Here is a 25,264-nt window from a genome sequence, read left to right on the forward strand (position 1 = left end):
CGTTGCCTGTGCTGGTCATACTTCGTCGAGCACTTCCGACCAGATCGTCAGGGCGTCCTCGATCTGTTCCGACGTGACGATGAGCGGTGGAATCATCCGTACCACGTTCATGTGGGCGCCGCAGGTCAACAGCAGCAGCCCCTTCTTCGCGGCCAGTTGCTGCGCCGCAGCCGCTTTCGCGCGGTCCGCGCTGCCGTCGGCGGCGGTGAATTCGCTGCCAACCAGCAGTCCGAGGCCCCGGACGTCGCCGATCCCGTCGATGGCCTTCCGGCGGGCGCCGTCGAGCAACTGGATGCCGCGGGCGGCGGCATTGGCCACGAGGTCTTCCTTCTCGATGACCTCGAGCGTCGCGACCGCGGCCGCGCAGGAGACGGCATTGCCGCCGTACGTCCCGCCCTGCGACCCCGGCCAGCCCTTGGCCATGAGTTCCTCGGACGCCGCGATGCCCGACAGCGGGAAGCCGCTGGCCAGACCCTTGGCGATGGTGATGATATCGGGCCGGACGTCGAAGTGCTGGTGGCCGAAGAACTTGCCGGTGCGTCCGAACCCGGTCTGGATCTCGTCGATGACGAGCAGGATCCCGTACTTGTCCGCGCGCTCGCGGAGTCCCTGGAAGAATGTGGTGTTGCCGGGCACGTACCCGCCCTCGCCGAGGACGGGTTCGACGACGAATGCCGCCGTCTCGTTCGGCGCGGTGAGGGTCGCGAAGATGTAGTCGAGTTCCTTGAGCGCGAACGCGGTCGCCTCCTCCTCGGACCAGCCGTAGCGGTACGCATTGGGGAACGGGGCCACGTGCACGCCGCCCATGAGCGGACTGAAGCCGGCCGAGAACCGGGTGCCGGACGTGGTCATCGTCGCCGTCGCGACGGTGCGTCCGTGGAAACCGCCGTGGAAGACGACGACGTTGGGGCGGCCGGTCGCCTGCCGCGACAGCCGGAGTGCCGCCTCGACGGCCTCACTCCCCGAGTTCGCGAAGAACAGCGAATCGAGGCCTTCCGGCAGCACCGCCCCGAGGCGCTCGACCAGTTCGAGCATCGGCTGGTGCATGACCGTCGTGTACTGGCCGTGGATGAGGGAGCCGACCTGCCTGCGCGCGGCCTCCACGACGTGGGGATGGCAGTGGCCGGTGCTGGTGACGCCGATGCCCGCGGTGAAGTCGAGATAGCGCCGACCGTCGGTGCCGTAGAGGTAGCAGCCTTCACCGTGATCGACCGTCACGGGTGTGGCCTGTGCGAGCAGTGGAGATAACCGAGTCACGAGAACCCTCCCACGCGTAGATGCCGCCGGATGTCGGAAAATGTGCATTGTCAGATTGTCAACAATCTGTATAACATGGGCCACGTCACTACGGCAACGGCGAATCGGGAGTAATCATGCTCGAGGAAGCAGCAATCGGATCGGTCCAGACCGGCCTTTTCATCGGCGGCAAGTGGCGCGACAGCGCCCGCACCATGCCGGTCCACGACCCGTCCACCGGACAGATCCTGTGCACGGTCGCCGATGCCGACGCGGCGGAGGCCCGCGAGGCGCTGGATGCGGCGGTCGCGGCGCAGCCGTCGTGGGCGGCCACCACCCCCCGCGAACGCAGCGTCATCCTGATGAACGCGCACCGGTTGCTGCTCGACAACGTCGACCGGCTCGCGCTCGTCATGACACTCGAGATGGGCAAACCACTCACGGAGGCGCGCGGCGAAATCGCCTACGCCGCAGAGTTCTTCCGCTGGTTCGCCGAGGAGGCGGTCCGCATCGACGGCGGGTACATGACGGCGCCGGGCGGCGGGTCGCGGTTCCTCGTCACCAAGCAGCCCGTCGGGCCGAGCCTGCTCATCACCCCGTGGAACTTCCCGATGGCGATGGGCACCCGCAAGATCGGGGCAGTCACATACGCGCCGGGGGGTGGTCCGGCGTGTGTCTGCCGCGAGAGTGAGGGCCCGTCGGGCCGAGCCTGCTCATCACCCCGTGGAACTTCCCGATGGCGATGGGCACCCGCAAGATCGGGCCGGCGATCGCCGCCGGATGCACGTCCGTCATCAAACCCGCAGCGCAGACGCCGCTGTCGATCCTGGCGCTCGCCGACATCCTCACCGAGTCCGGACTGCCGGACGGCGTCGTCAACGTCGTCACCACGTCCAGCCCGGACGAGGTGATCACTCCCCTGATCCTCGACGGCCGGGCCCGCAAGCTGTCGTTCACCGGCTCGACCAAGGTCGGGAAGCATCTGCTCGAACTGTGCGCCCGCACGGTCATGCGGACGTCCATGGAACTCGGCGGCAACGCGCCGTTCCTCGTCTTCGACGACGCCGACCTCGACGACGCCGTCGACGGCGCGATGGCGGCGAAGATGCGCAACATCGGCCAGGCCTGCACCGCTGCCAACCGCATCCTCGTGCACAGTTCGGTCGCCGAGGAGTTCACGCGCAAACTCACGCAGCGGATGGAGGCCCTGCCCGTCGGGCGCGGCACCGAGGACGGCGTCGTGGTCGGACCGCTGATCGACGAGGCCGCCGTCGCGAAGGTGGGCAGCCTCGTTGCGGATGCCGTCGAACGCGGGGCGTCGGTGCTCACCGGCGGCGCTGCACTCGACCGTCCAGGCAACTTCTACCCGGCGACGGTCCTGACGGGCGTGCCCGACGACGCCGAGATGTGCCACAACGAGATCTTCGGCCCGGTGGCCGCGATCAGCACGTTCGAGACCGAGGCCGAGGCCGTCGAGCGGGCCAACGACACCCCGTACGGGCTGGTGGCCTACGTGTACACCGAGAGCCTCAAGCGCGGCATCCGCGTGTGCGAGGCCCTGGAGTCGGGCATGGTCGGACTCAACCAGGGTGTGGTGTCGAACCCGGCCGCGCCGTTCGGCGGGGTGAAGGAATCCGGACTCGGACGCGAAGGCGGAACCACCGGCATCGACGAATTCCTCGAGACGAAATACATCGGTGTGGCCGTCTAGAACCTAGAGCCAGGTGTCCTCCGAGGACGTCGTGAGGAACGCCTCGAGGTCGTCGCGCCACGGCGCGGGCACCGTCTTGTCCGGTTCGATGCCGGTGTACTGGCCGCGGTAGAACAGCAACGGACGCTCCTCCCTGATCTCGCTCAGGGAGGAGACCCGGCCGAACACCACCCAGTGATCGCCGCCGTCGTGCACGCTCTCGAGCGAGCAGTCGATGTGGGCGAGCGAACCGGTGAGGATCGGCGAGCCCAGCGGCGACTCCGTCCAGTCGATACCGGCGAACTTGTCCGGGTCGCGGGAACCGAAGCGGGCACACGTCGACTGCTGTTCTTCCGCAAGAACATTGACACAGAACACGCCGCTCCGTTCGATCGCCGCCCACGACCGCGACGTCTTGGTCGGGCAGAACAGGACCAGCGGGGGTTCGAGCGACAGCGCTGCGAACGACTGACACGCGAACCCCACCGGTTCGCCGTCGTCGATGGTGGTGATGATGGTGACACCGGTGCAGAACTGGCCGAGCACCGTCCGGAACCGCCGCGGATCGATCGCCTCGGCCGCGACGGCCCCGTCCCCGGACACCTCACTCACGGCTGCATCCCCACGCTGAAGTCGTGACCCCACAGGCTGACCGCCGTGCTCTCCCGCGCAATCCAGCTCTCGTCCTCCACCTGACGTCCCTCGCAACCGAATTCGACGTCGAAGCCGCCGGGCGTCTTCATGTAGAACGACAACATCAGGTCGTTGACGTGGCGGCCGAGCGTGGCCGACATCTTGACCTTCTTGCGGAGCGCGCGGTCGAGGCACAGCCCGACGTCGTCGGAATTCTCGACCTCGATCATGAGGTGCACGATGCCGCTGGGGGTGGGCATCGGCAGGAACGCGAGGCTGTGGTGCCGCGGATTGCAGCCGAAGAACCGCAACCACGCCGGCTTGCCGTCCGCGGGCCGCCCGACCATCTGCGGCGGCAACCGCATCGAGTCGCGCAGACGGAAACCGAGCACGTCGCGGTAGAAGCGCAGCGACGCCTCGTCGTCGGTGGTCGAGAGGACGGCGTGCCCGAGGCCCTGCTCACCGGTGACGAACTTGTGCCCGTACGGGCTGACCACGCGGCGGTGTTCGAGGGCGGCGCCGTGAAACGCCTCGAGCGTATTGCCGGACGGGTCCTCGAATGTGATCAGTTCGTCGACCCTGCGGTCCTGCAGTTGCTCGGCCGTACCCTCCTTGAACGCGACACCCGCCGCCGACAGGTTGTCGCGAACCTCCTGCAACTCCGCGGCGTTCGCCGTCTCCCAGCCCGACACCGACAGCCGGTCCGCCTCTCCAGGGAAGACGACGAGCCGGGCAGGGAAGTCGTCCATCCGCAGGTAGAGGGCATCCGGGTCGGTGCCCTTGCCCTCGACCATGCCGAGCACCTTGAGACCGTATTCGCGCCACGCGGCTATGTCGGTGGCCTCGATGCGCATGTACGCCAGTGAACGAATACTCATCACTTGCCCCCGTCCAGGAGGAAATCGGTTGCCAGGCGGTTGAACTCGTCGAACTTCTCCAGCTGCGCCCAGTGCCCGCACCCACCGAAGACATGCAACTGCGCCCGCGGGATCATCTTCAACGCCACCAGTGCCCCGTCCAGCGGGTTGACCCGGTCTTCGCGACCCCAGATCAGCAGCACCCGCTGCCGCAGCTTGTACGCGTCGCGCCACAACATGCCGAGCTCGAAATCGGCCGACGAGAACGACTTTCCCATCGCCTTGGCGGCGGCAAGCGACTCGGGAGTGCTTGCGGCGGCGAAGCGTTCGTCGATCAGTTCATCGGTGATCAGCTTCTGGTCGAACACCATGATGCGCAGGAACGCCTCGAGGTTCTCCCGGGTGGGCTGGTAGCCGAACTTGCCGAGGTTCTTGACGCCCTCCGTCGGATCGGGCGCGAACAGGTTGACGCTCAGCCCGCCCGGGCCCATGAGCACCAGCCGGCCGGCGCGGTCCGGGTAGTCGAGCGCGAAACGCACGGCGGCACCGCCACCGAGAGAATTTCCCAGGAGATGGACGCGTCCGGTGACACCTAGGGTATCGAGCAGATCCTTCAGCGCGGACGCACTGTGCACGAAGTACTGCGGATGCTCGGTCGGCTTGTCCGACAACCCGTACCCCGGCTGATCGACGGCGAGCACGTGGAACTTCTCGGCGAGAACCGGGATGTTCCTGGCGAAGTTCGACCACGACGACGCACCCGGCCCGCCACCGTGCAGCAGCACGATCGTGGTGTCGTTGCCGACGCCGGCCTCGTGGTAGTGCAACTTCAGGTCGGGCCGGACCTGGGCGAACTTCGAGGTCGACTCGAACGTGAGGGCTTCTTCGGTAGTCGTCACGTGTTCTCTCCTAGACCATCGTGTCCGTGATGGGCAGACCGAATTCGCCGGTGCCGTACATGACGTAGGCGCGCTCGGGATCGTTGGCTGCGTGGACGCGTCCGGCGTGCGCATCTCGCCAGAACCGTTGCAGCGGCGTACCGTTGGCCAGCGCGGTGGCTCCCGAGCTCTCGAACAGTTTGTCGATCGACGAGATGGCCCGGCCGGTGGCGCGCACCTGGTCGCGGCGGGCGCGGAGCCGCAGTTCGAACGGCACTTCCTCCCCGGCGACGAGCAGCGCGTATTCGTCGGCGACGTTGCCGGACAGCTGACGCCATGCGGCGTCGATGTCGCTCGACGCCTCGGCGATGCGGACCTTCGCGAACGGGTCGTCCTTCGCCTTCTCACCGGCGAACGCCGCGCGCACGCGCTTGCCCTGATGTTCGACGTGCGCGCCGTAGGCGCCGTAGGCCATCCCGACGATCGGCGCAGAGATGGTGGTGGGATGAATTGTCCCCCAGGGCATCTTGTAGACGGGCGCGGTGTTGCGCTCGAGCCCGGGAGCGGTGAGGGTGCTCATCGCCTTGAAGCTGAGGACGCGGTGCGTCGGGACGAACACATCCTCGACCACCACTGTGTTACTGCCGGTTCCGCGGAGCCCTACGACGTTCCACACGTCGTCGATCCGGTAGTCCTCGCGGGGGATCAGGAAGCTGACGAAGTCGACGGGGCGGCCGTCCTTGATGACGGGTCCGCCGAGGACCGCCCAGGTGGCATGGTCGCAGCCGGAGGACCAGGCCCAGGCGCCGTTCACCTGGTATCCACCCTCGACGACCTGGCCTGCGCCCATCGGCGCGTACGACGACGAGATCCGGACGTCGGTGTCGTTGCCCCACACGTCTTCCTGCGCCTGCTGCGAGAAGAGGGCGAGATGCCAGTTGTGGACACCGATGATCGACGAGACCCACCCCGTGGAACCGCAGGCGCTCGCGATCTTCCGCACGGCGGAGTAGAAGAGCACCGGATCCGCCTGGTAACCACCCCACTGTTCGGGCTGGAGCAACCGGAAGAACCCGGTCTCCTGAAGTGCCTTCATGGAATCGTCGGGGATACGACGGAGATCCTCGGTCTCCTGCGCACGCTCTCGCAGCGTCGGCAGTAGTGCGTCGAGCCGCTGCATCACCTCGTGACTGTCATGGTCACCCACAGGACGCTCCTGTCTCGTTCGATGGTTCACTTGTCTTCTGAGACTAGAACACGTTCCCATTTATGTCGAGATACCGGCAAAACCGCTGTTTGGCGCCCCGGCTCTGGAAGAAAGCCCTCAGAAATATGGCGGATCGCATCGAAGTTCTATAACGTGTTCTACTAACAGCATGAAGGGATGTGAGGGCACAATGGCGCAGATTCGCGAGATCGATGTGGGCACGGTCCAGACCCGTTTCGCGCGTGGGTGGCACTGCCTCGGTTTGACCAAGACGTTCAAGGACGGCAAACCGCATTCGATCGAGGCATTCGGCACCAAACTCGTCGTCTTCGCCGACAGCAAGGGCGAACTGAAGGTCCTGGACGCGTATTGCCGGCACATGGGCGGGGATCTGTCGCAGGGCACGGTGAAGGGCGATTCCGTGGCCTGCCCGTTCCACGACTGGCGCTGGGGCGGCAACGGCAAGTGCACCAGCATCCCCTACGCACGCCGGGTTCCCCCGATCGCCCGCACCCGGGCATGGCTCACCCTCGAGCAGAACGGTCAACTGTTCGTCTGGAACGACCCGGAGGGCAATCCCCCGCCGGAGAACGTGACCATCCCCCGCATCGAGGGCGCGTACAGCGACGAATGGACCGACTGGACCTGGAACTCGATGCTCATCGAGGGGTCCAACTGCCGCGAAATCATCGACAACGTCGTCGACATGGCGCACTTCTTCTACATCCACTACGCGTTCCCGACGTACTTCAAGAACGTCTTCGAAGGCCACATCGCGACGCAGTACCTCAACACGAAAGGTCGCCCCGACGTCGGGATGGCCACGCAGTACGGCATGGAATCGCTGCTGCGCTCCGAGGCCGCGTACTACGGGCCGTCCTACATGATCAATCCGCTGTGGAACAGCTACGGCGGGTACGAGGTCGAAAGCGTCCTCATCAACTGCCACTATCCGGTGACGAACAATTCGTTCATGCTCCAATACGGCGTCACCGTCAAGAAGCCGACCGGCATCGACGACGAAACGGCCGACAAACTGGCCGCGAAGTTCACCGAGGGCATCGCGGAGGGCTTTCTGCAGGACGTCGAGATCTGGAAGAACAAGACCAAGATCGACAACCCCCTGCTCTGCGACGAGGACGGTCCGGTGTACCAGCTGCGACGCTGGTACGACCAGTTCTACGTCGACGTCGCCGACGTCACCGACAAGATGACGCAACGCTTCGAATTCGAGGTCGACACCACCAAGGCCAACGAGGCCTGGCAGCACGAGGTCGAGGAGAACCTGGCCCGGCAGAAGGCCGAACGTGAGAGTACGGAAGCGCAGGTCTGACGATGAGTGCCTCGACCGAATGGGCGAAAGCCCCCGACTTCGCCGGACAACCTGCTCGGCTCGAGGCCATCCATGCGCAGACGCTGGCGGACAAGGCCAATTACCTCGACGACGGGATGAACGAAGTCGAGTGCCGCACGTGCGGCACCTGTGTGCTGGTGCGCAAGAACAGCCTCAAGCACACGAGCGTCCAGTGGACGGACGATCCGGCGAAGACGTGCCCGACATTCCGGGACGCCGTCGGCGAGGGACAGTCCATCGCACTCCGGGAGGGGTGTCCACGACTGTGGGACAGCATCAACCACGCGGTGATGGAGGGGTTCATCGACGTGCGGGATCGCGTCGAATAGTCGTCGGCGCCGTCCGCCCGGATACGTCGCCCGATGTGACATTCGTGCCGTCTGTCTGCACGAATGTCACATCGGGCGCATAGGCTGGACGTGCCGTCGGATACGGCGGTTCCCCGCCGAACCGGAGGCGTCCCATGACAGGCCGAATCGTGCATTTCGAGATCCCCTTCGACGACGGCGACCGCGCACGAACGTTCTATCGGGACGCGTTCGGGTGGGCCATCGCCGAGATCCCCGACATGGATTACAGCATGGTCAGCACCGGACCGGTCGGCGAGAGCGGCATGCCCGACGAACCGGGGTACATCAACGGCGGCATGATGCAGCGGGGCGAGGTGACGTCTCCCGTGGTCACCGTGGACGTCGAGAGCATCGACGCCGCCCTCGCGAAGATCGAATCCCTCGGCGGAAAGACCGTCACCGGCAGGACCCCCGTCGGGAACATGGGCTTCGCCGCATACTTCACCGACTCGGAGGGCAACGTCGTCGGGCTGTGGGAGACCGCCCGCTGACCCGTGAGTACTTGTCGACCACGGGTGGTTGACAAGTTCTCACGCGCGCTCGCGCTGCAGTTCGAGGGCGATGTCGATGAGCTGATCCTCCTGGCCGCCGACGAGTTTGCGCTTGCCCGCGCGGACGAGGAGTTCGGCGGACGAGACGCCGTACCGTTCGGCCTGGCGTTCGGCGTGCTTGAGGAAGCTCGAGTAGACGCCGGCATATCCCATCATCAGCGCCTGCCGGTCGAGGAGGCATTCGGCGGGCATCGCCGGACGCACCACGTCCTCTGCAGCGTCTGCGATCGCGAAGAAGTCGATGCCCGTCTTGACTCCGATCTTGTCGCACACGCCGACGATCGCCTCGACCGGCGCGTTTCCGGCGCCGGCACCGAATCGCCTTGTGCTGCCGTCGATCTGTTTGGCCCCGGCCCGGACCGCGGCGATCGAGTTGGCGACACCGAGTCCGAGGTTCTCGTGACCGTGGAAACCCACCTGGGCATCGGCGCCGAGTTCCTGCACCAGCGCTTCGAAGCGGTCGGACACCTGCTCGAGTACGAGGGCGCCCGCGGAGTCGACGACGTACACGCACTGGCAGCCGGCGTCGGCCATGATGCGGGCCTGCCGGGCGAGCTTCTCCGGTGAGATCGAGTGCGCCATCATCAGGAAGCCGACGGTTTCGAGACCGCGGTCGCGGGCCAGGCCGAAGTGCTGGATGGACACGTCCGCCTCGGTGCAATGAGTGGCGATGCGGCAGATGGAGGCGCCGTTGTCCTGGGCGACGATGATGTCGTCCTTGATGCCGAGGCCCGGCAGCATGAGGAAGGCGATCTTCGCGTTCTTCGCCGTGTCGACGGCGATGGAGATGAGTTCCTGCTCGGGCACCTTCGAGAATCCGTAGTTGAACGAGGACCCACCCAGTCCGTCGCCGTGCGTCACCTCGATGACCGGGACCCCGGCGCCGTCGAGCGCACCGACGATGGCCCGGACCTCGTCGCCGGTGAATTGGTGCCGCTTGTGATGCGAACCGTCCCGCAGCGAGGTGTCGGTGACGCGGATGTCCCAGCTGGCTGACACATTCCCCGTCGCTGCGCTCGCCTCGTCGAAATGGACCATAGTGCTCATGCCTCCACACTCAGGAGCTTCTGGGCGATCTCCTCGCCCACCTTGGTTGCCGCCGCGGTCATGATGTCGAGGTTGCCCGCATACGGCGGCAGGAAGTCGCCTGCACCCTCGACCTCCACGAACGTCGTGACCGTCGCCTGCCCGCCCGACACGACGCTCGGGTCGTCGAACTGCGGTTCGTTGAGCAACCGGTAGCCGGGGACGTATTGCTGGATGTCCGCGACGACGCGATGGATGGAATCGGTGATGGCGGCGCGGTCGGCGCCCTCCGGGATCGCGCAGAAGATGGTGTCGCGCATAATCATCGGCGGGTCGGCCGGGTTGAGGATGATGATGGCCTTGCCGCGCTGCGCTCCGCCGATGGTCTCGATGCCGCGGCTGGTGGTCTTGGTGAACTCGTCGATGTTGGCGCGGGTACCCGGGCCAGCGGAGACGGACGCCACCGAGGCGACGATCTCGGCGTAGGGCACGTCGACGACGCGGGAGACCGCGTACACGATCGGGATCGTGGCCTGCCCGCCGCACGTGATCATGTTGATGTTGGGGGCGCCGAGGTGTTCGCGCAGGTTGGCCGGCGGGACCACGGCGGGTCCGACGGCGGCGGGGGTCAGGTCGACGGCGCGGATGCCCGCGGCCTCGTACCGGGGTGCCGCCTCCCGGTGGACGTGCGCCGACGTGGCCTCGAAGACGAGGTCGGGTTTCTCCGGCTGGTTCAGCAACCAGTCGACCCCCTCGGCGGACGTCTCCAGCCCCATCGTGCGGGCTCGTGCCAGGCCTTCGCTCTCGGGGTCGATCCCGATCATCCAGCGGGGTTCGAGCCACTCGGATCGCTGCAGTTTGTAGAGCAGGTCGGTGCTGATGTTGCCCGAGCCGACGATCGCCACACTTGCCTTTGTCATGAACAATCTCCTACTTGAACTGCAGGGACACGGATCCGAGCCCGCTGAACTCGGCGCGGAAGTGATCACCCGGGTGCGCGTCGATGGCGCGGGTGCAGGAGCCGGGCAGCACGATGTCGCCGGCCTTCAACCGGACGCCGAAGCTCTCGACCTTCTGCGCGAGCCAGGCGACCGCGGTCACCGGGTTGCCGAGCACGGCGTCGCTGCGCCCCTCGGCCTTGGTCTCGCCGTTGCTCGTCAGGACGGCGTCGATGGCCTTGATGTCGATGTCCGTCGGCCGCACCCGGTTCCTGCCGAGCACGAAACCGGCGGACGACGCGTTGTCGGCGATCGTGTCGGGCAGAGTGATCTTCCAATCGGTGATCCGACTGTCGATCAGTTCGATGGACGGCGCGAACGCCACGGTGGCGTCGAGGACGTCCTGTTCGGTGCAGCCGGCCCCGGGGAGGTCGGCGCCCAGCACGAACGCGACCTCGACCTCGACGCGCGGGAAGCAGAACCGCGCGGTGTCGACGGGTTGATCTTCGAACACTTCCATGTCGGCGAGCAGATGGCCGTAATCGGGTTCGTCGACGCCCATCATCTGCTGCATCGCGAGGGACGACAGGCCCACCTTGTGCCCGACGACCTTCGCGCCGTCCTGCAACCGGCGGCGGATGTTGATGAGCTGGATCTCGTAGGCGTCGACGACGTCGATGTCGGGATGGTCCGCGGTCAGGGGGCCGATGGGAGCGCGGCCGCGTTCGGCAGCGTCGAGCTGATCCGCCAACTCGGTGCGTAGTTGCGTCGAGAGCATGGTGTGAGGACCTTCCCTGAAGTTCGTTCGCGTGCGCACGCCCACCGGTTTTCACTGCAACGTGTTTCGTTCTTGTTCGTTGGCGTCAGTAATACTTCCTGGCAGAAACGATGGACTGACAACCCCATCATTCTATAACGTGTTCTACATGAGCAAGCACGAATACGACATCGTGGTCGTCGGGAGCGGTGCCGGTGGGATGACCGCGGCCCTGACCGCGGCCCACAAGGGACTGAGCGTCGTCATCCTGGAAAAGGCAGCGCACTTCGGCGGCTCGACCGCACGCTCCGGCGGTGGCGTGTGGATCCCCAACAACGAGGCCCTGATCGCCGCCGGCGTGGACGACACCACCGACGCCGCGCGGACCTACCTGCACAGCATCATCGGCGACGTCGTCCCGAAGGACCGCATCGACGCCTACATCGACCGTGGCCCCGAGATGCTGTCGTTCGTGCTGAAGAACAGCCCGCTGAAGCTGCAGTGGGTGCCCGAATACTCCGACTACTACCCCGAGGCCCCCGGCGGACGGCTCGGCGGACGGTCCGTCGAGCCGACACCGTTCGACGGCAGAAAGCTCGGTGCCGACCTCGCGAAACTCGAACCCGATTACGTCAAGGCTCCCTCCAATTTCGTGATCACCCAGGCCGATTACCGCTGGCTGAACCTGTTGATGCGCAACCCGCGCGGTCCACTGCGGGCCGTCCGGGTCGGGCTCCGATTCCTGGGCGCCAAGCTCACCGGCAAACGGCTGCTCGTCCGCGGTCAGGCGCTCGTCGCCGGACTGCAGGCCGGGCTGAAGGCGGCGGGCGTCCCGATCCTGCTCGACACCCCGCTCACCGACCTCCACGTGGAGGACGGCGTGGTCCGAGGTGTCGACGCCACGGTCGACGGGCAGCCGCAGGTGTTCCGGGCGCGCCGCGGCGTCGTGATCGCGTCGGGCGGATTCGAGCACAACGACGAGGCCCGCAAGAAGTACCAGCGGGCGCCGATCGGCACCGAGTGGACCGTCGGCGCGAAGGCCAACACCGGCGACGGCATCTGGGCGGGCGAAAAGCTCGGTGCCGCGCTCGATCTGATGGAGGACGCCTGGTGGGGTCCGTCTATCCCGCTCACCGGCGGCCCGTGGTTCGCGCTGTCCGAGCGGAGCCTGCCCGGCTGCATCATGATCAACGAATCCGGCAAGCGCTTCGTCAACGAATCGGCACCGTACGTCGAGGCGACGCACGCGATGTACGGCGGTACCCACGGGCAGGGCGACGGCCCGGGCGAGAACGTTCCGTGCTGGCTCGTGCTCGACCAGCGGTACCGCGACCGGTACGCGTTCGCCGGCCTCACCCCGCGGTCCCCGTTCCCCGGTCGCTGGCTGAAGGCGGGAGTCGTCGTCAAGGCGGGCACCGTCGCCGAACTCGCCGGGAAGATCGGCGTCCCCGTCGACGCGCTTACCGAAACGGTCTCGCGTTTCAACACTTTCGCCCGGAACGGCAAGGACGAGGACTTCGGCCGCGGCGAGAGCGGCTACGACCACTATTACGGGGATCCCCGCAACAAGCCGAACCCCAGCCTGGGCGCGCTCGAGAAGGCGCCGTTCTTCGCCGTCAAGATGGTTCCGGGCGATCTCGGGACCAAGGGCGGCCTCCGCACCGACCGCCACGCCCGCGTCCTCCGCGCGGACGGCAGCAGCATCGAGAACCTGTACGCGGTGGGCAATGCCAGCGGCCCCGTAATGGGCCACACCTATGCGGGCCCCGGCGCGACCATCGGTCCGGCGATGACGTTCGGCTATCTCGCCGTCCTCGACATCCTCGCAAAATCCGAACAGACCGAGCTGACCGGAGACGCCACCAATGCCCATTGATCCGGACATCGCCATCGGGGCCGAACTGCCCACCCAGGAGTTCTCCTGGACCAGTTCCGACGTGCAGCACTACCACCTCGCCCTCGGCGCCGGATCGCGTCCGCTCGACGAGAAGGAGTTGCGGTACCTGACCGACGGGACACCGCAGGTGCTTCCCACGTTCGCCACGGTCGCCGCGAATTTCCATGCCACCGAGGCGCCGAGCGTGTCGTTCCCGGGAGTCGAGATCGACCTCGCGAAGGTGGTCCACGGCGGCCAGGACGTGGCCGTGCACCGGCCGATCCCTCCGGAGGGCAAGGCCCGCACCACCACCCGCATCGCCGAGGTGTGGGACAAGGGCAAGGCAGCCGTCATCGTGCAGGAATCGACGACCACCGACCTCGACGGCAATCCCCTGTGGACCGGGCGGTCGTCCATCTTCGCCCGCGGTGAAGGCGGATTCGGCGGTGATCGCGGACCGTCGACGTCCGTCGAACTGCCCGACCGTCCCGCTGACGCCGAGGTCGACTCCCCCGTGCTGCCGCAGCAGGCGCTGCTGTACCGGATGTGCGGCGACCGCAACCCCCTGCATTCCGACCCGAAGTTCGCCTCCGCCGCAGGGTTTCCCGCACCGATTCTGCACGGCCTCTGCACCTACGGGATGGTGTGCAAGGCCGCGGTCGACACGGTTCTCGACGCGGACGCGTCGCAGGTCGCGGGGTTCCGCGTCCGGTTCGCCGGCGTGGTCTTTCCGGGCGAGACGCTCCATACCCGGATCTGGAAGGACGAGGGCAGGCTCCTCATCTCCGCCACGGTTCCCGAGCGCGATCATGCGCCGGCCCTGGCCGACGTGGTGCTGACCCTGGCACCGGGGTGACAGTTACCGAAATTTGACCGAATTCGCCCCGTTCGGGCGGATATTCGCAATTGCCGGGCACGACGCCGCAACACTTTGTACGCTTTCCGTGACCTCATCGAGACGTGTCAACCGATGGTCGGGGCGGTTCCACGGCTCTCGGAGCAGTAGCAGAACGCCCGAGCAGGAGCGAACAAAGGGGGGACGTCGTGTCCCAGCGCAGGCTTCTCCGTCCCGTGCGGCGTGCCGCCGTTGCCGGTGCTCTCGCGTTCTGCGCGACCGCACTGGTCGCGCTTCCGGCGAACGCCGCACCGGTCGCCGGCAGTTCCGACAGCGGCAGCACCGGCGGCAGTTCGATGGGTTCGTCCGTTCTCCCGACGCCCATTCCCACGCCGACCGGGCTGGCCGCGCTCGCGGCGGCAGTCACCCAGACGGGCAAGCCCTATCTGTGGGGTGGGACGGGTCCGGACGCGTGGGACTGTTCGGGTCTGGTGCAGTGGGCGTTCCGGCAGGCAGGGGTGAATCTGCCCCGCACCACGTGGGAGCAGGCCGAGGTCGGCGCGCCCATTCCGCTGTGGGCGTTGGCCCCCGGCGACATAGTGGTGCTCAACCCGGACGCGTCGCACATCGGTATCTACGCGGGCTTCGGCCAGGTGTTCAATGCGTACGGACGTGGCGTTCCGGTGGGTCTGGCGCCGCTGTCGCAGTTCCAGATCTACAGCATCCGCCGGTTCTGAGGTTCGGCCGACGGCCCGGGGCGCCTCGCATACGGCCAGACCGCGACCACGAACAGCAGCACCACAGCACCCGGCACGAGCAGCGACGACCATGCCGGTCCGCCCGGGAGTGTCGCCGCCAGACTCGCGGCCGCGCCGGCGACGACCGCGCCCAGCAGAAGCGTCGGCATTCCCGGTGCGACACCGGTGTACGCGACGAGCAGCAGGCCCGTCGCCGCGACACCGGCGGCGGCCGCCCCGACTGCGGACGCGTTGCCCAGGACGAGCGCGACCAGCGCCGCCTGCACCGCGATCACCGCCACCCCTCTCATCGGAGCGCCCCCGACGGCCGGCGGGCACGATCGGCGAGAGCCAGCGCCAGGTCCAGCGCGGAATCGTCCTCCCACGCCACCACCGGGACCCCGAGAACACCCATGTTCCGGTACATGTTGCGGCGTTCGAGCCGCCACATCCGGGCGGTCATCGGGTCGAGTTCGTGCTCGAACGGGGGGCCGCGGAGCACGTCGACTGCGACGACGACGTGCCCGCGTCGCCTCAATTCCAGCAGCGCCAGCGCAAAATTGGTGTCCAGCATGGTGGAGAACGCGATGACCACCGCCCTCGGCGGCAAGGCGACCCGGGGCACGAGCGTGCCTTCGGAGGCGGCCGAGTCGGAGTCGGAGTCGAGGACGGTGTCGAGGATTCGGTAGAACTGCCTGCGTCCGATGTCGGCGCCGAGCCACCGCAGCCGCAGTCCGCTGGCGACCACCCCGGCGCGATCGCCGCGCTGCAACGCCGACTGCACCACCTGCGTAGCCCCGCGGACGGTCCGGTGCAGGCTCTCCGACGCGGGCCCCGGCGCCTGCGGGGTGGTGTCGAGTACCGCGACGACGTCCGCGGCGCGGTCCATGATCCGCTCGGTCACGTGGAGTCGGCCGCGCCGGGCACTCACCGGCCAGTTGACGCTGCGCAGCGGATCGCCGGGAGCGTGCGGCCGGATGTCGCCGAACTCGACCCCCGAACCGTATCGGCGGGTGCGGTGCGCTCCGATGCGGTCCGGAAGCGGGGCGTGCGGAAGCGGAGTCTGCATCGGCGGCGCGAGCGGAAAGATCCGCAACTCGGCGACGGGCACCCGCACGGTCGCCGTCCACAGGCCGCCGCCGGCACGGGCCGTGACGGTCAGTGCGGGTTCGTACCGCCCCCACCGGTGCGCCGAGACCAGATATTCGCCGTCGCCGTCCTGCTCGACCGTGTAGCTGTCGGACGCCGCCGGTGTCACCGCGAGTTCCGCCGCACCGCCGCACGCTCTCACCTGCACCGACAACCGCACGGACTCGGATTCGAAACACCGCAGCGCGCCCTCCGGCGTCTCGACCCGCACACGGGTCGCCGGTCGCGGCAGCCACGTCACCGCACCGAGCGCGCCGAGCATCGGAGCGGCGAAGACCACCAGTTCCCACCAGCGCCCCACCACCCCCGCGGTCAGTGCCACGGCCGCGCAGGTCGCCAGCGCGAGGGCGGCAGGCGACGCCCGCCAGGCCAGCGCGTGCTCCGTCATCGCGCCCTCGGCGCCGGGAGGCGGCGCAGTAGTTCCGCGAGGACGTCGTCACTCCGGATACGGCGCACCCACATCTCCGGGCGCAGGCTGATGCGGTGCGCGACAGCGGGAACGGCCAGCGCCTTGATGTCCTCGGGAATGACGAAGTCGCGGCCGGAGAGAAGGGCCCGGGCCCGCGCCAGCTGGACGAGGTCGAGTTCCGCGCGGGGGCTCGCCCCGACCTCGACCTGCGGGTGATGGCGGGTGGCGTTCGCCAGCGCGACGACGTACCCGAGTACGTCGCGGTGGACGCTGACCTGCTCGAGCGATTCGCGCATCGCGAGGAGATCGGCGGCGTCGACCACCTGCTGGATCTCCACGGGCGCCGATCCGCGATCGAGCCGTCGACGCAGCATCTCGTGCTCATCGTCCTCGGTGAGATACCCGAGTCGCAGTCGGAGCGCGAACCGATCGAGCTGCGCCTCGGGTAACGGGTATGTGCCCTCGTACTCGATGGGGTTGTCGGTGGCGAGCACCACGAACGGGCGCGGCAACGTCCGGGTGGTGCCGTCGACGCTGACCTGTCCCTCGGCCATCGCCTCGAGCAGCGCTGCCTGGGTCTTGGGCGGGGTGCGGTTGATCTCGTCGGCGAGCAGCAGATTGGTGAAGATCGGACCCGGACGAAACTCGAAGCGGCCGGACGGCATGTCGTAGATGGTGGCGCCGAGCAGGTCGGCGGGCAGCAGGTCGGGGGTGAACTGGACTCGGGTGATGTCGAGCCCGAGCGCGGCAGCGAAAGACCTTGCCACCAAGGTCTTTCCGAGCCCGGGTAGGTCCTCGATGAGCACGTGCCCGCCCGCCAGCACCGCGAGCAGGATCGACGTGAGTTCGTCGTGCTTGCCGACCACCGCCCGTTCGACCTCGGTCAGCACCGCGTGGGCGCGCGCGGTGGTGACCTCGGCGGGCATCGTCACAGCAACTCCAGTCGTCGCAGGATCCGGTCGAGCACGTCCCGGCCCGGACCGGGTGCGGTCCGATCGGTGCGCTGTATCCCGTCGGGATCGACCCACTGCCACAGGTCGCCGAAGAACACCTCGCCCGCCGCCGTGACATCGGCCGGGTCCCGCCCCTGCCGCTGTCCGGTCGACTGCTGGAATTCACGCGCGAGGAGCGGGCGCAGATGGTGGTCCCAGTCGCCGCGGGTGCCGTCGGCCCAGCTGATCAGCGTCTCGGTTCGCGCCACCCACCGGGCCATCGCCTCGGCCCGCTCCGCCGCCGCGCCCGACGGGAGATCGCCCGGTTCCTCGGGTGCGAGACGCCGTCGAATCTCGAAGAGCACCAGTGCCGTCACCACACCAGCGACCAGGACGGCCGCGCTGTACCGACCCGCCGCCACCAGCGGGACCTCCACGGCCAGCACCGCCCCCACCCCGACTACTGCGACGGCGAACACGTGTCGCTCCCGAGATCGCCCCGCACCCGCCTGAGCAGATCCGCCGCCTCGTCGCGATGTCGTTCGTCCATGGGATGCAGGCTGAACCTCGCCTCTGAGAACAGCCGCACAAGCGGCGCCGCGGCCTCGAAGCGCAGGACACCGAGTTGTACTGCGCGGGCCAGCACTTCGGACGGCGTGTCCGAGTCGCGGGGCTCGGCGCCCGGCGCCCCGCGCAGCGCATCTTCCATCGCGGCGTAGCTGGCGATGATGGCCTCGCGCGGCGGCAGATTCGGGGCGACGACCACGGCGAGGCCCTCCTCCGCCGCACGGGCCAAGGTCTGCGAGGTGCCCGCGCCGTCGGCGGGACGAGCCGCCGTCCACGCACCGGCCCGGACCCGGAGAGGGCGTCGCGCCGCGGCGCCGAGGATCAGCAGCGTCACCAGTATCGGTCCGGCAATCGCTACCGCGGTCCACAATTCCGTGAGGTCCTCTCGCGTCGCGGCGACCTCGCCGAGCGGCGGACTCGTCTCCGCGGGCGCGGTGTCGCCGGATCGAGCGGCGCCGTCGTCGGTGGCCGGGCTCGCCTGGGACGGCGGGCGGTCCGGTGAGTTGCCGCCACCGATCGATCCGGCGACGAGCACCGTCGCCACCAGGAGTGCGGCGAACGCCGCCCACCCGACCAGGTGACGGCGCGACACCGACGCTCCGGTGCTACCGGTGGGACCCAGCGACGGCGGTTCGGGGGCGACCCGGGGCCGACCGCCACGGACGGCCGACGCCAGCGCCACCGCCGCGACGACGACGGCGACCGCCGAGAGGACGACCAAGGCGCGCGTCGCCCCCGCGCCCGGCTCCGTCGGTGTCGCGGGCGTGTCTGGCGCGGGGACCACCCTCGCCGCAAACGTGACCGCCACGACGGCCGCCAGCAGGGCGACCGTGTGGACGACCCTGCTTCTCACCCGACGGTCCGGCATCCTCACTCCCGAGTTGCCCCTCCATCGTGACACGCGGGGGCGGGGAAAATCACCCGTTCACGGCGGCGGACGGCGCAGCATGTTCCGGACGTATCCATCCACGAAGGAGAGCTACTTGACCACCTCCCCGGTTACCGGAGCCGAATTGTCTCGATCACTGGAACCTCTGGGGGTTGCGGTTCCGTCGGCCGTACCCACGCATTGGTACAACCTGGCGGCGGATCTTCCGGAACCCGTTCCGCCGCATCTGCATCCCGGAACCCGGGAGCCGCTGGGCCCGGAGGATCTGGCTCCGCTATTTCCCGCGAGCCTCATCGAGCAGGAAGTGGCCACCGACCGCTACATCGAGATCCCGGACACGGTCCGGGAGATCTACGGGATGTGGCGTCCGTCGCCGCTGGTGCGCGCGCACCGGCTGGAGCGGGTGCTCGGTACGCCAGCGCGGATCTACTACAAGTACGAGGGCGTGAGTCCCGTCGGCTCGCACAAGCCGAATACGGCTGTGGCGCAGGCGTACTACAACGCCCTCGAGGGCACCACCAAGCTCACCACCGAGACCGGTGCAGGCCAGTGGGGCGCGTCGCTGTCGTTCGCCGGCGCACTGCTCGGTCTCGAGGTGGAGGTGTGGCAGGTGCGGGCCTCCTTCGACGCGAAGCCCTACCGCCGTCTCCAGATGGAGGCCTACGGCGGCATCTGCCATCCGTCGCCGTCCGACCTCACCGAGGCCGGTCGGGCGATGCTCGCCGAGCACCCCGACACCACGGGGTCGCTGGGTATGGCGATCAGCGAGGCCGTCGAGGTGGCCGCGGGCGACCCCCGCGCCCACTACTCGCTGGGCAGCGTCCTCAACCACGTCATGCTCCATCAGACCGTGATCGGCCAGGAGGCCATGGCGCAACTGGAGGACGCCGGCGAGCCGGTGGCACACACGGTGTTCGGTTGCGCCGGTGGCGGTTCCAATCTCGCGGGCCTGACCTTCCCGTTCCTCGGCCGCAACCTGCGCGAGGGCACCACCACGCGACTCGTCGCCTGCGAGCCGGCGGCCTGCCCGTCCCTCACGCAGGGCGAGTACCGCTACGACTTCGGCGACGTCGCGGGCCTGACCCCGCTCCTGAAGATGTACACGCTCGGCAACGACTTCGTCCCGCCCGCGATCCACGCGGGTGGCCTGCGGTACCACGGCATGTCGCCGATGGTCTCGCACGCCGTAGCCCTCGGTCTGATGGAGGCAACGGCGATCGAACAGGACGACGCACTCGGCGCCGGCCTGCTCTTCGCCCGCGCCGAAGGCATCATCCCCGCACCGGAATCCACTCACGGTGTGGCCGCGGCCATCGCGCATGCACGCACGGTCACCGAACCGGAGGTCGTGGTCATCGGACTGTCCGGCAACGGCCAGTTGGACCTGCCCGCGTACAGCCGGTACGTCTGATCGATTCCCCGTCGCCGGGGCAGACCCCCGGGTCCGCCCCGGCGACGGTTATCGGCGCAGCGTCGACAACCGGCTCACCAGGCGGTCGACGTCGAGTGTGTCCCCCAGTCCGGCGCACAGGTCTTCCCACGGCACGTCCGCCACGACGGTCAGCGATGTCTCCTGGTCGTACAGCACGTCGACCACGTTCGCGAACCGACGCACGGTCTCCGCGCCGACCTCCCGCAGTCGCGGCACACCGGTGATCACCCAGCACGGGAACCGGGCCGAGAGGTCGAGGTAATCGGCGGGCGCGGTCGGGGTGCCGCACAGGGCCGGGAAGTCGAACCACACGGTCCGGTCCCGTACCGCCGCGGCCGTCACGGTGCGGGTGCCGACAGGCAGCACGACACGCTCGCGGAGGTCCGGACACTCGGTTGTCTCGGCGGCGCGGACGAACCGGCCGAGCCCGAACCCGCCCTCGGCCGAGGTCACGGTTCGATAGTCGACCGGCCCCGCGACGCGCACCACCGTCAGATGCTGTTCCAGCACGGCGATCGTCGGCGCGAACAGGTGATGGAACAGCGGGTTGGGCAGCAGGCCGCCGGGGGGATAGTTCGACGTGACCACCAGCGTGATCCCACGGGCGAACAGCGCCTTCAGCAGTCGCGCCACGAGCATCGCGTCGCCGACGTCGTGGAGGTGGAATTCGTCGAAGCACAGCAACCGGACGTCGCCGAGCGCCGCGTCGACGGCCAGGTCGATCGACCCCAGATGGTGCGCGTCGGCATGGAGTCCCCGGAAGAAGTCGTGGAAGTGCACCCGCCGCTTCGGCCCCGGCGCCGAACGGAAGAAGCCGTCCATCAACCAGGTCTTGCCTCGCCCGACCGGCCCCCACAGGTAGACGCCGCGGACCGCGGACATGTCTCCCCCCAGACCGTCGGCGGTCTCGCGCAGGACCGCCGCGGCCGCACGCTGTGCGTCGTCCAACAGCACCTCTACATCCACAGAGGAGACACTACGAATGTAGAGTCGCGGGCGACAAGCCGATGTGAGGAGGGAGACACCGTGCCCGAACGGCGTGAGCAGATAGCCGACGCGGCGATCACGATCATCGCGCGCGACGGCATGCGTGCCCTGACGCACCGGGCCGTCGACCGCCGCCTCGGCCTGCCCGGCGGTTCCACGTCGTACTACTTCCGCACCCGGCGTGCCCTCGTCGAATCCGCGGTACGCCGGCTCACCGACCGCTCGCGACAGGAATTCGAGAACACCGCACCGCCGCCGCTCGATCTGTCGTCGCTGGCCGAGGACGTGGCCCGGTCCCTCGACCGGTTGCTGCACACCCGCCGCGACGACCTCGTCGCGCGGCACGCCCTCACCGTCGAACTGTCCGGCGACACCGAACTGCACGCGCGGCTCGCGACGTGCCTGTTCTCCCGCGGCCGCGCCACCGCGCTGTTCGAGGCCCTCGGTGTCGCCGACCCCGACGATGCGGGCGCCGACTTCGTCAGCGTCGTCGAGGGCCTGGTCTTCGACCGTTTCATGGGCGCCCGATCGCTCGACGGTCTCGAACCCGGCACCGAACGCAGCGTGCGGCAGCTGGCCCGTGCCGTCGAGTCGTATCTGCGCGGCGCGACGGCCTGAGCAAATGTCACCGCGGTGCCACCGGACGAGACCGAGGTGACATCGGGCGAGCGGGTGGACGACGAGAATCCCCCGTTTCTGCCAAGATCGTGACGTGAACCCCCAGTACCTCAGCCGTCTCCCCGACAGCAGTTTCGACCGCGTCGACGAGCTCCTCGACCCCGTCGACACCGACCTCGCGGATGCGTTTCCGGGCGATCGGCAGCGACCGCAGCCCATTCACACCGTCTACGTGAGTGCGGCGGACGCGGGACCGGGCACCCCGAGGATGTGGGGTGATCGGGCTGTCGAACTGCTGGACAGGAACATCGATGCGCTGACCGAAATCGGCACGACCGGTGCGCTTCCCGACGTCCGCGCGATGCTCGAACACCGTCCGATCATGGATCTGCGGATCGACTTCGAGGACGGCTTCGGCTGGCGGAGCGACGACGTGGAGGACGCCACCGCGCTGGCGGCGGGGCGCACGCTGCGAACGCTCTCGGCCGACCCGTCCGGGCCGCGGTCGCTGGGGATCCGGGCCAAGGGCCTGGCCCCGCACGAGCGCCGTCGCGGGATCCGGACCCTCGAACTCGTACTCGAAGGTGCGGGCGGCGTTCCCGACGGCTTCGTGTTCACCGTCCCGAAACTGCGTGCTGCCCAACAGGTCACCGCTGTCGTCGCGTTGTGTGAGGAACTCGAGCGCGCGTACGGTCTCCCCGACCGCTCGCTGCTCTTCGAGTTGCAGATCGAGAGCCCGCAGGCCGTGCTCGGCCCGGACGGCAGCGTGACCGTCGCGAAGGCCATCCACCTCGCCGACGGCCGGTGCACCGGATTGCACTACGGCACTTACGACTACAGCGCGGCTTGCGGGATCGCGTCGCGATTCCAGTCGCTCGAGCACCCGGTCGCCGACCACGCGAAGTCCGTGATGCTGGTGGCGGCGGCGCAGACCGGGGTCTGGGTGTGCGACGGGTCCACCCAGGTGGTCCCTGTGGGCACCGATGACGAGATCCGCGCCGCACTCGCCCGGCACTACCGGCTCGTCACCCGGTCGCTCGAACGCGGGTACTACCAGGGATGGGACATGCATCCGGGGCACCTGATCACCCGCTGGCTCGCGACGTTCGACTTCTACCGCGACGCGCTGCCAGCCGCCGCCACCCGGTTGCAGGCCTACCTCGACCGCCAGGGCGGCGGGGTGATGGACGAACCGGCCACCGCCCAGGCGCTCGCGACGGTGGTCCTGCGCGGCCTGGCGTGCGGGGCGTTCGACGAGGCGGCGGTCCTCGCCCAGGCGCCGAGTTGCGACGCAGGCACGCTCCGCGACGTGCTCTCGCGCACCGTGGTTCCGGAGCCCTGAGCGCCGCGGGCCCCGGCTCGAGGTCGGCGCTGCACGCCTCGAACTCCCCTACACTTGCCCCACGCCCGATCAGGAGGTAGCCGAACATCGTGTCCCCGAACACCCCGACCACACCCGATTTCCGCAGTCTCCCGGACCTGGCCGTCCGCACCCTCGGCGGCGCCGTCGTCTGGGCCAACGACGAGTTGTTCGCCGAGCGTGAGAACCTCATCCGCCCGACCGCCGCCGTATACCAGCCGGCCACGTTCGGCCACAAGGGTCAGGTGTACGACGGGTGGGAGACCCGCCGTCGCCGGGTGTCCGGAACCGACGAGGCGATCGTCCGGCTCGGTGTTCCGGGTGTTGTGCGCGGCGTCGTGGTCGACACGGCGTGGTTCAAGGGCAACTACCCGCCGGAGGTCTCCGTGGAGGCGGCCTCCGTCGAGGGTTACCCGTCCGCCGAGGAACTGGTCGACGCCGACTGGACCACGATCGTCGAGCGCAGCCCCGTCGAGGGCGACACCGAGAATCCGTTCGCCGTCGACTCCGACCGCCGATGGACGCACGTGAAACTCACGATGCACCCGGACGGCGGTGTCGCGCGCCTGCGGGTGCACGGCGAGGGCCGCCCCGACCCCCGCTTCCTCGACGCGGGCCCGGTCGATCTCGCGGCTCTCGAGAACGGCGCCCGAGTCACGTCCTGCTCCAACATGTTCTACGGGTCGCCGCAGAACATGCTCCTGCCCGGTCTCGCCCGCGTGATGGGCGACGGCTGGGAGACGTCCCGCCGCCGCGACGACGGCAATGACTGGGTCGAGATCCGGCTCGCCGCGCAGGGCACGGTGTCGCTGGCCGAACTCGACACGTCCTACTTCCTGGGCAACGCCCCTGGTGAGGCAAGCCTCCTCGGTCGCGACGGCGACGGCGAGTGGACGGAATTGCTCCCCCGGACGCGTCTGCAGCCCGACACGCGACACCGATTCGTCGTCGACGGTGGCCGGCCGGTCACGGAGGCCCGGCTCGACATCTTCCCGGACGGCGGCATGGCGCGGTTGCGGTTGTGGGGTTCCCTGACCGACGCGGGTCGGGCAGGGTTGACGGCATGACCCACGGTTTCGACTCCAGTTATCCCCGTGACCTGGTCGGTTACGGGCAGCACCCGCCGGATCCGCAGTGGCCGGGCGGGGCGAAGATCGCCGTCCAGTTCGTCCTCAACTACGAGGAGGGCGCCGAGAACAACGTTCTCCACGGTGACCAGGCCTCGGAGACGTTCCTGTCCGAGATGGTCGGGGCCCAGCCCTTCCCGAACCGGCACATGAGCATGGAATCGATCTACGAATACGGTTCCCGCGCCGGGCTGTGGCGCGTGCTCCGGACGTTCGAGCGACGAGGGCTGCCGCTCACGATCTTCGCGGTGGCCAAGGCGATGCAGCGGAACCCCGAGGCGGTCAGCGCCTTTCGCGAACTCGGTCACGAAATCGCCTGCCACGGCCTGTGGTGGAAGTCGTACCAGCTCTCCGACGAGGACGCCGAGCGCCGAGACCTGGCCGAGGCGGTCGAGATCCTGCGGGACCTCACCGGCGAGGCACCGCTGGGCTGGTACACCGGCCGCGACTCCCCGGTCACCCGGCAACTGGTGGTCGAGCACGGCGGTTTCGAGTACGACTCCGATTCGTACGCCGACGACCTGCCCTACTGGGTGGAGGTCGACGCGCCGGGGAAGGGCCTCGTCGACCACCTGGTGGTGCCGTACACCCTCGACACCAACGACATGCGGTTCGCGTCGCCCGGCGGTTTCCCGAGCGGTGAGCAGTTCTTCGCGCACCTGCGGGATGCGTTCGACGTCCTGTACGCGGAGGGAACGGCCGGCGCCCCGAAGATGCTGTCGGTGGGTCTGCACTGCCGCATCGTCGGCAGGCCGGCCCGCACCGCGGCACTCGAGCGTTTCCTCGACCACGTGCAATCGCACGACGGCGTCTGGGTGGCCCGGCGTATCGAGATCGCCCGCCACTGGCGCGACGTCCACCCCGCCTGA

25 protein-coding genes and 2 pseudogenes are annotated in these 25,264 nt (G+C 68.4%); 13 read left to right on the forward strand and 14 right to left on the reverse strand.

Annotated elements, in window-relative coordinates; genetic code table 11:
• Positions 1 to 15 precede the first annotated feature (15 nt).
• Complete coding sequence (locus tag H0B43_RS14075; RefSeq protein ID WP_185727352.1) at positions 16 to 1,257, reverse strand: aminotransferase class III-fold pyridoxal phosphate-dependent enzyme; 1,242 nt, start codon at positions 1,255 to 1,257, stop codon at positions 16 to 18.
• Positions 1,258 to 1,373: 116 nt separating this feature from the next.
• On the opposite strand from H0B43_RS14075, the pseudogene H0B43_RS14080 reads away from it, so the two are divergent.
• Positions 1,374 to 1,859, forward strand: a pseudogene (locus tag H0B43_RS14080) (aldehyde dehydrogenase family protein); the annotation flags it as partial.
• Between the two features lie 71 nt (positions 1,860 to 1,930).
• Positions 1,931 to 2,947 (forward strand): annotated as a pseudogene (locus H0B43_RS14085) (aldehyde dehydrogenase family protein); the annotation flags it as partial.
• Between the two features lie 3 nt (positions 2,948 to 2,950).
• On the opposite strand, the gene hsaB reads toward H0B43_RS14085, so the two are convergent.
• The 4 genes from hsaB to hsaA are packed head-to-tail and all read right to left on the reverse strand — an operon-like array spanning position 2,951 to position 6,501.
• Positions 2,951 to 3,538, reverse strand: coding sequence for a 3-hydroxy-9,10-secoandrosta-1,3,5(10)-triene-9,17-dione monooxygenase reductase subunit (hsaB, locus tag H0B43_RS14090; RefSeq protein WP_185727350.1), 588 nt, complete (start codon positions 3,536 to 3,538; stop codon positions 2,951 to 2,953).
• Complete coding sequence (gene hsaC, locus H0B43_RS14095) at positions 3,535 to 4,437, reverse strand: iron-dependent extradiol dioxygenase HsaC (RefSeq protein WP_185727349.1); 903 nt, start codon at positions 4,435 to 4,437, stop codon at positions 3,535 to 3,537. The genes hsaB and hsaC overlap by 4 nt, the downstream gene beginning before the upstream one ends.
• Positions 4,437 to 5,315, reverse strand: a complete 879-nt coding sequence (gene hsaD / locus H0B43_RS14100) for a 4,5:9,10-diseco-3-hydroxy-5,9,17-trioxoandrosta-1(10),2-diene-4-oate hydrolase (protein ID WP_185727348.1) — start codon at positions 5,313 to 5,315, stop codon at positions 4,437 to 4,439. The genes hsaC and hsaD overlap by 1 nt, the downstream gene beginning before the upstream one ends.
• A gap of 10 nt (positions 5,316 to 5,325) precedes the next feature.
• Positions 5,326 to 6,501, reverse strand: a complete 1,176-nt coding sequence (gene hsaA, locus H0B43_RS14105; RefSeq protein ID WP_312033756.1) for a 3-hydroxy-9,10-secoandrosta-1,3,5(10)-triene-9,17-dione monooxygenase oxygenase subunit — start codon at positions 6,499 to 6,501, stop codon at positions 5,326 to 5,328.
• 190 nt (positions 6,502 to 6,691) lie between these two features.
• On the opposite strand from hsaA, the gene H0B43_RS14110 reads away from it, so the two are divergent.
• The 3 genes from H0B43_RS14110 to H0B43_RS14120 all read left to right on the forward strand — a co-directional run bounded on the left by H0B43_RS14110 (position 6,692) and on the right by H0B43_RS14120 (position 8,696).
• Entirely contained in the window at positions 6,692 to 7,834 is a 1,143-nt protein-coding gene (locus tag H0B43_RS14110; protein ID WP_185727347.1) for a Rieske 2Fe-2S domain-containing protein, read from the forward strand.
• A 2-nt stretch (positions 7,835 to 7,836) separates the two neighbouring features.
• Positions 7,837 to 8,184, forward strand: a complete 348-nt coding sequence (locus H0B43_RS14115) for a hypothetical protein (protein WP_185727346.1) — start codon at positions 7,837 to 7,839, stop codon at positions 8,182 to 8,184.
• 134 nt (positions 8,185 to 8,318) lie between these two features.
• Complete coding sequence (locus tag H0B43_RS14120) at positions 8,319 to 8,696, forward strand: VOC family protein (protein ID WP_185727345.1); 378 nt, start codon at positions 8,319 to 8,321, stop codon at positions 8,694 to 8,696.
• A gap of 39 nt (positions 8,697 to 8,735) precedes the next feature.
• Here the strand turns inward: H0B43_RS14120 and dmpG are convergent, their stop codons facing one another.
• Genes dmpG through H0B43_RS14135 form a run of 3 tightly spaced genes read right to left on the reverse strand, consistent with a single transcriptional unit; the run spans position 8,736 to position 11,498 of the window.
• Complete coding sequence (gene dmpG / locus H0B43_RS14125; protein ID WP_397517467.1) at positions 8,736 to 9,803, reverse strand: 4-hydroxy-2-oxovalerate aldolase; 1,068 nt, start codon at positions 9,801 to 9,803, stop codon at positions 8,736 to 8,738.
• Positions 9,800 to 10,702 carry an acetaldehyde dehydrogenase (acetylating) gene (locus H0B43_RS14130; protein WP_185727344.1) on the reverse strand — a complete coding sequence of 301 codons (903 nt, stop codon included), beginning with the start codon at positions 10,700 to 10,702 and terminating at the stop codon, positions 9,800 to 9,802. Before H0B43_RS14130 ends, dmpG begins: the two co-directional genes overlap by 4 nt.
• Before the next feature lie 10 nt (positions 10,703 to 10,712).
• Positions 10,713 to 11,498, reverse strand: a complete 786-nt coding sequence (locus H0B43_RS14135) for a 2-keto-4-pentenoate hydratase (RefSeq protein ID WP_185727343.1) — start codon at positions 11,496 to 11,498, stop codon at positions 10,713 to 10,715.
• 148 nt (positions 11,499 to 11,646) lie between these two features.
• Here H0B43_RS14135 and kstD point away from each other — a divergent pair, with 148 nt between their 5' ends.
• The 3 genes from kstD to H0B43_RS14150 all read left to right on the forward strand — a co-directional run bounded on the left by kstD (position 11,647) and on the right by H0B43_RS14150 (position 14,925).
• A complete protein-coding gene (gene kstD / locus H0B43_RS14140; RefSeq protein WP_185727342.1) occupies positions 11,647 to 13,353 on the forward strand; it encodes a 3-oxosteroid 1-dehydrogenase in 1,707 nt (568 codons plus the stop codon).
• A complete protein-coding gene (locus H0B43_RS14145; RefSeq protein ID WP_185727341.1) occupies positions 13,343 to 14,209 on the forward strand; it encodes a MaoC/PaaZ C-terminal domain-containing protein in 867 nt (288 codons plus the stop codon). The genes kstD and H0B43_RS14145 overlap by 11 nt, the downstream gene beginning before the upstream one ends.
• Positions 14,210 to 14,397: 188 nt before the next feature.
• Entirely contained in the window at positions 14,398 to 14,925 is a 528-nt protein-coding gene (locus tag H0B43_RS14150) for an NlpC/P60 family protein (protein WP_312033755.1), read from the forward strand.
• On the opposite strand, the gene H0B43_RS14155 is transcribed toward H0B43_RS14150, so the two are convergent.
• From H0B43_RS14155 to H0B43_RS14175, 5 genes are read right to left on the reverse strand one after another with little or no spacing between them, the layout of a single operon-like run.
• Complete coding sequence (locus H0B43_RS14155) at positions 14,904 to 15,236, reverse strand: hypothetical protein (protein ID WP_185727340.1); 333 nt, start codon at positions 15,234 to 15,236, stop codon at positions 14,904 to 14,906. The genes H0B43_RS14150 and H0B43_RS14155 overlap by 22 nt on opposite strands.
• Positions 15,233 to 16,462: a DUF58 domain-containing protein gene (locus H0B43_RS14160; protein WP_185727339.1), complete on the reverse strand. Its 1,230-nt coding sequence runs from the start codon at positions 16,460 to 16,462 to the stop codon at positions 15,233 to 15,235. The genes H0B43_RS14155 and H0B43_RS14160 overlap by 4 nt, the downstream gene beginning before the upstream one ends.
• Complete coding sequence (locus H0B43_RS14165) at positions 16,459 to 17,415, reverse strand: MoxR family ATPase (protein WP_185727338.1); 957 nt, start codon at positions 17,413 to 17,415, stop codon at positions 16,459 to 16,461. Before H0B43_RS14165 ends, H0B43_RS14160 begins: the two co-directional genes overlap by 4 nt.
• Positions 17,412 to 17,894 carry a hypothetical protein gene (locus H0B43_RS14170; protein WP_185727337.1) on the reverse strand — a complete coding sequence of 161 codons (483 nt, stop codon included), beginning with the start codon at positions 17,892 to 17,894 and terminating at the stop codon, positions 17,412 to 17,414. The genes H0B43_RS14165 and H0B43_RS14170 overlap by 4 nt, the downstream gene beginning before the upstream one ends.
• Entirely contained in the window at positions 17,876 to 18,850 is a 975-nt protein-coding gene (locus tag H0B43_RS14175; RefSeq protein ID WP_185727336.1) for a DUF4129 domain-containing protein, read from the reverse strand. Before H0B43_RS14175 ends, H0B43_RS14170 begins: the two co-directional genes overlap by 19 nt.
• A 115-nt stretch (positions 18,851 to 18,965) precedes the next feature.
• Here H0B43_RS14175 and H0B43_RS14180 point away from each other — a divergent pair, with 115 nt between their 5' ends.
• Positions 18,966 to 20,282, forward strand: a complete 1,317-nt coding sequence (locus H0B43_RS14180) for a TrpB-like pyridoxal phosphate-dependent enzyme (protein ID WP_185727335.1) — start codon at positions 18,966 to 18,968, stop codon at positions 20,280 to 20,282.
• Positions 20,283 to 20,330: 48 nt separating this feature from the next.
• Here H0B43_RS14180 and zapE read toward each other — a convergent pair whose 3' ends face one another.
• On the reverse strand, positions 20,331 to 21,251 hold the full coding sequence (zapE, locus tag H0B43_RS14185; RefSeq protein ID WP_185729961.1) for a cell division protein ZapE: 921 nt from the start codon (positions 21,249 to 21,251) through the stop codon (positions 20,331 to 20,333).
• A 78-nt stretch (positions 21,252 to 21,329) separates the two neighbouring features.
• On the opposite strand from zapE, the gene H0B43_RS14190 reads away from it, so the two are divergent.
• The 4 genes from H0B43_RS14190 (at position 21,330) to puuE (ending at position 25,264) form a co-directional block, all read left to right on the forward strand.
• The gene (locus H0B43_RS14190; RefSeq protein WP_185727334.1) at positions 21,330 to 21,908 is read left to right on the forward strand and encodes a TetR family transcriptional regulator; all 579 of its coding nucleotides are present in this window, start codon (positions 21,330 to 21,332) and stop codon (positions 21,906 to 21,908) included.
• A 94-nt stretch (positions 21,909 to 22,002) separates the two neighbouring features.
• Positions 22,003 to 23,250: a DUF6986 family protein gene (locus H0B43_RS14195; RefSeq protein ID WP_185727333.1), complete on the forward strand. Its 1,248-nt coding sequence runs from the start codon at positions 22,003 to 22,005 to the stop codon at positions 23,248 to 23,250.
• An 89-nt stretch (positions 23,251 to 23,339) separates the two neighbouring features.
• Positions 23,340 to 24,335 (forward strand): allantoicase, encoded by a 996-nt coding sequence (gene alc, locus H0B43_RS14200; protein WP_185727332.1) that lies wholly within the window; start codon positions 23,340 to 23,342, stop codon positions 24,333 to 24,335.
• Positions 24,332 to 25,264 carry an allantoinase PuuE gene (gene puuE / locus H0B43_RS14205; protein ID WP_185727331.1) on the forward strand — a complete coding sequence of 311 codons (933 nt, stop codon included), beginning with the start codon at positions 24,332 to 24,334 and terminating at the stop codon, positions 25,262 to 25,264. The genes alc and puuE overlap by 4 nt, the downstream gene beginning before the upstream one ends.

This window comes from Rhodococcus sp. 4CII (assembly GCF_014256275.1).
Classification (GTDB): Bacteria; Actinomycetota; Actinomycetes; order Mycobacteriales; family Mycobacteriaceae; genus Rhodococcus_F; species Rhodococcus_F wratislaviensis_A.

Coding starts and splice junctions, on each gene's coding strand:
- hsaC (WP_185727349.1), bottom strand. CDS start 4,437: ATGAGTATTCGTTCACTGGCGTACATGCGCATCGAGGCCACCGACATA.
- H0B43_RS14110 (WP_185727347.1), top strand. CDS start 6,692: ATGGCGCAGATTCGCGAGATCGATGTGGGCACGGTCCAGACCCGTTTC.
- H0B43_RS14115 (WP_185727346.1), top strand. CDS start 7,837: ATGAGTGCCTCGACCGAATGGGCGAAAGCCCCCGACTTCGCCGGACAA.
- H0B43_RS14120 (WP_185727345.1), top strand. CDS start 8,319: ATGACAGGCCGAATCGTGCATTTCGAGATCCCCTTCGACGACGGCGAC.
- dmpG (WP_397517467.1), bottom strand. CDS start 9,803: ATGAGCACTATGGTCCATTTCGACGAGGCGAGCGCAGCGACGGGGAAT.
- H0B43_RS14130 (WP_185727344.1), bottom strand. CDS start 10,702: ATGACAAAGGCAAGTGTGGCGATCGTCGGCTCGGGCAACATCAGCACC.
- H0B43_RS14135 (WP_185727343.1), bottom strand. CDS start 11,498: ATGCTCTCGACGCAACTACGCACCGAGTTGGCGGATCAGCTCGACGCT.
- kstD (WP_185727342.1), top strand. CDS start 11,647: ATGAGCAAGCACGAATACGACATCGTGGTCGTCGGGAGCGGTGCCGGT.
- H0B43_RS14145 (WP_185727341.1), top strand. CDS start 13,343: ATGCCCATTGATCCGGACATCGCCATCGGGGCCGAACTGCCCACCCAG.
- H0B43_RS14155 (WP_185727340.1), bottom strand. CDS start 15,236: ATGAGAGGGGTGGCGGTGATCGCGGTGCAGGCGGCGCTGGTCGCGCTC.
- H0B43_RS14160 (WP_185727339.1), bottom strand. CDS start 16,462: ATGACGGAGCACGCGCTGGCCTGGCGGGCGTCGCCTGCCGCCCTCGCG.
- H0B43_RS14175 (WP_185727336.1), bottom strand. CDS start 18,850: ATGCCGGACCGTCGGGTGAGAAGCAGGGTCGTCCACACGGTCGCCCTG.
- puuE (WP_185727331.1), top strand. CDS start 24,332: ATGACCCACGGTTTCGACTCCAGTTATCCCCGTGACCTGGTCGGTTAC.